The sequence below is a fragment of the Colwellia marinimaniae genome (assembly GCF_002207865.1).
GTDB classification, from domain to species: Bacteria; Pseudomonadota; Gammaproteobacteria; order Enterobacterales; family Alteromonadaceae; genus Colwellia; species Colwellia marinimaniae.
Genome location: NZ_BDQM01000198.1, coordinates 1 through 294 on the forward strand (window position 1 = coordinate 1; position 294 = coordinate 294).

Below are 294 nucleotides of genomic sequence, written 5' to 3' on the forward strand. Positions count from 1 at the left end.
TTTCTTTTCTTTTCCCTCTTTTTCTTTTTTCTTTTTTTTTTTTTCTTCTTTTTTTTTTTTTTTTTTCTCTTTTTTTTCTCTTTTTTTTTTTTTCTTTTCTTTTTTTTTTTTTTTTCTTTTCTTTTTTTTTTTTTTTTTCTTTTTTTTCTTTTTTTTTTTTTTTCTTTTTTTTTTTTTTTTTTCCTCTCTTCTTTTTTTTTTTTTTTTTTTCCTTTTTTTTCTTTTCTTCTCTTTCCATTTCTCTTCTATTTGTTGCTAGAAAAGGGGGAAAAAAAGAAAAAAAGGATTATCAGT

Annotated in this window: 1 protein-coding gene; it reads right to left on the bottom strand. The window is 17.3% G+C overall.

The window, feature by feature from the left end; translation table 11 throughout:
* On the bottom strand, positions 1-238 hold a 238-nt coding region (locus tag MTCD1_RS23570), incomplete at its 3' end, for a hypothetical protein (protein ID WP_200818653.1).
* Between the last annotated feature and the right edge of the window lie 56 nt (positions 239-294).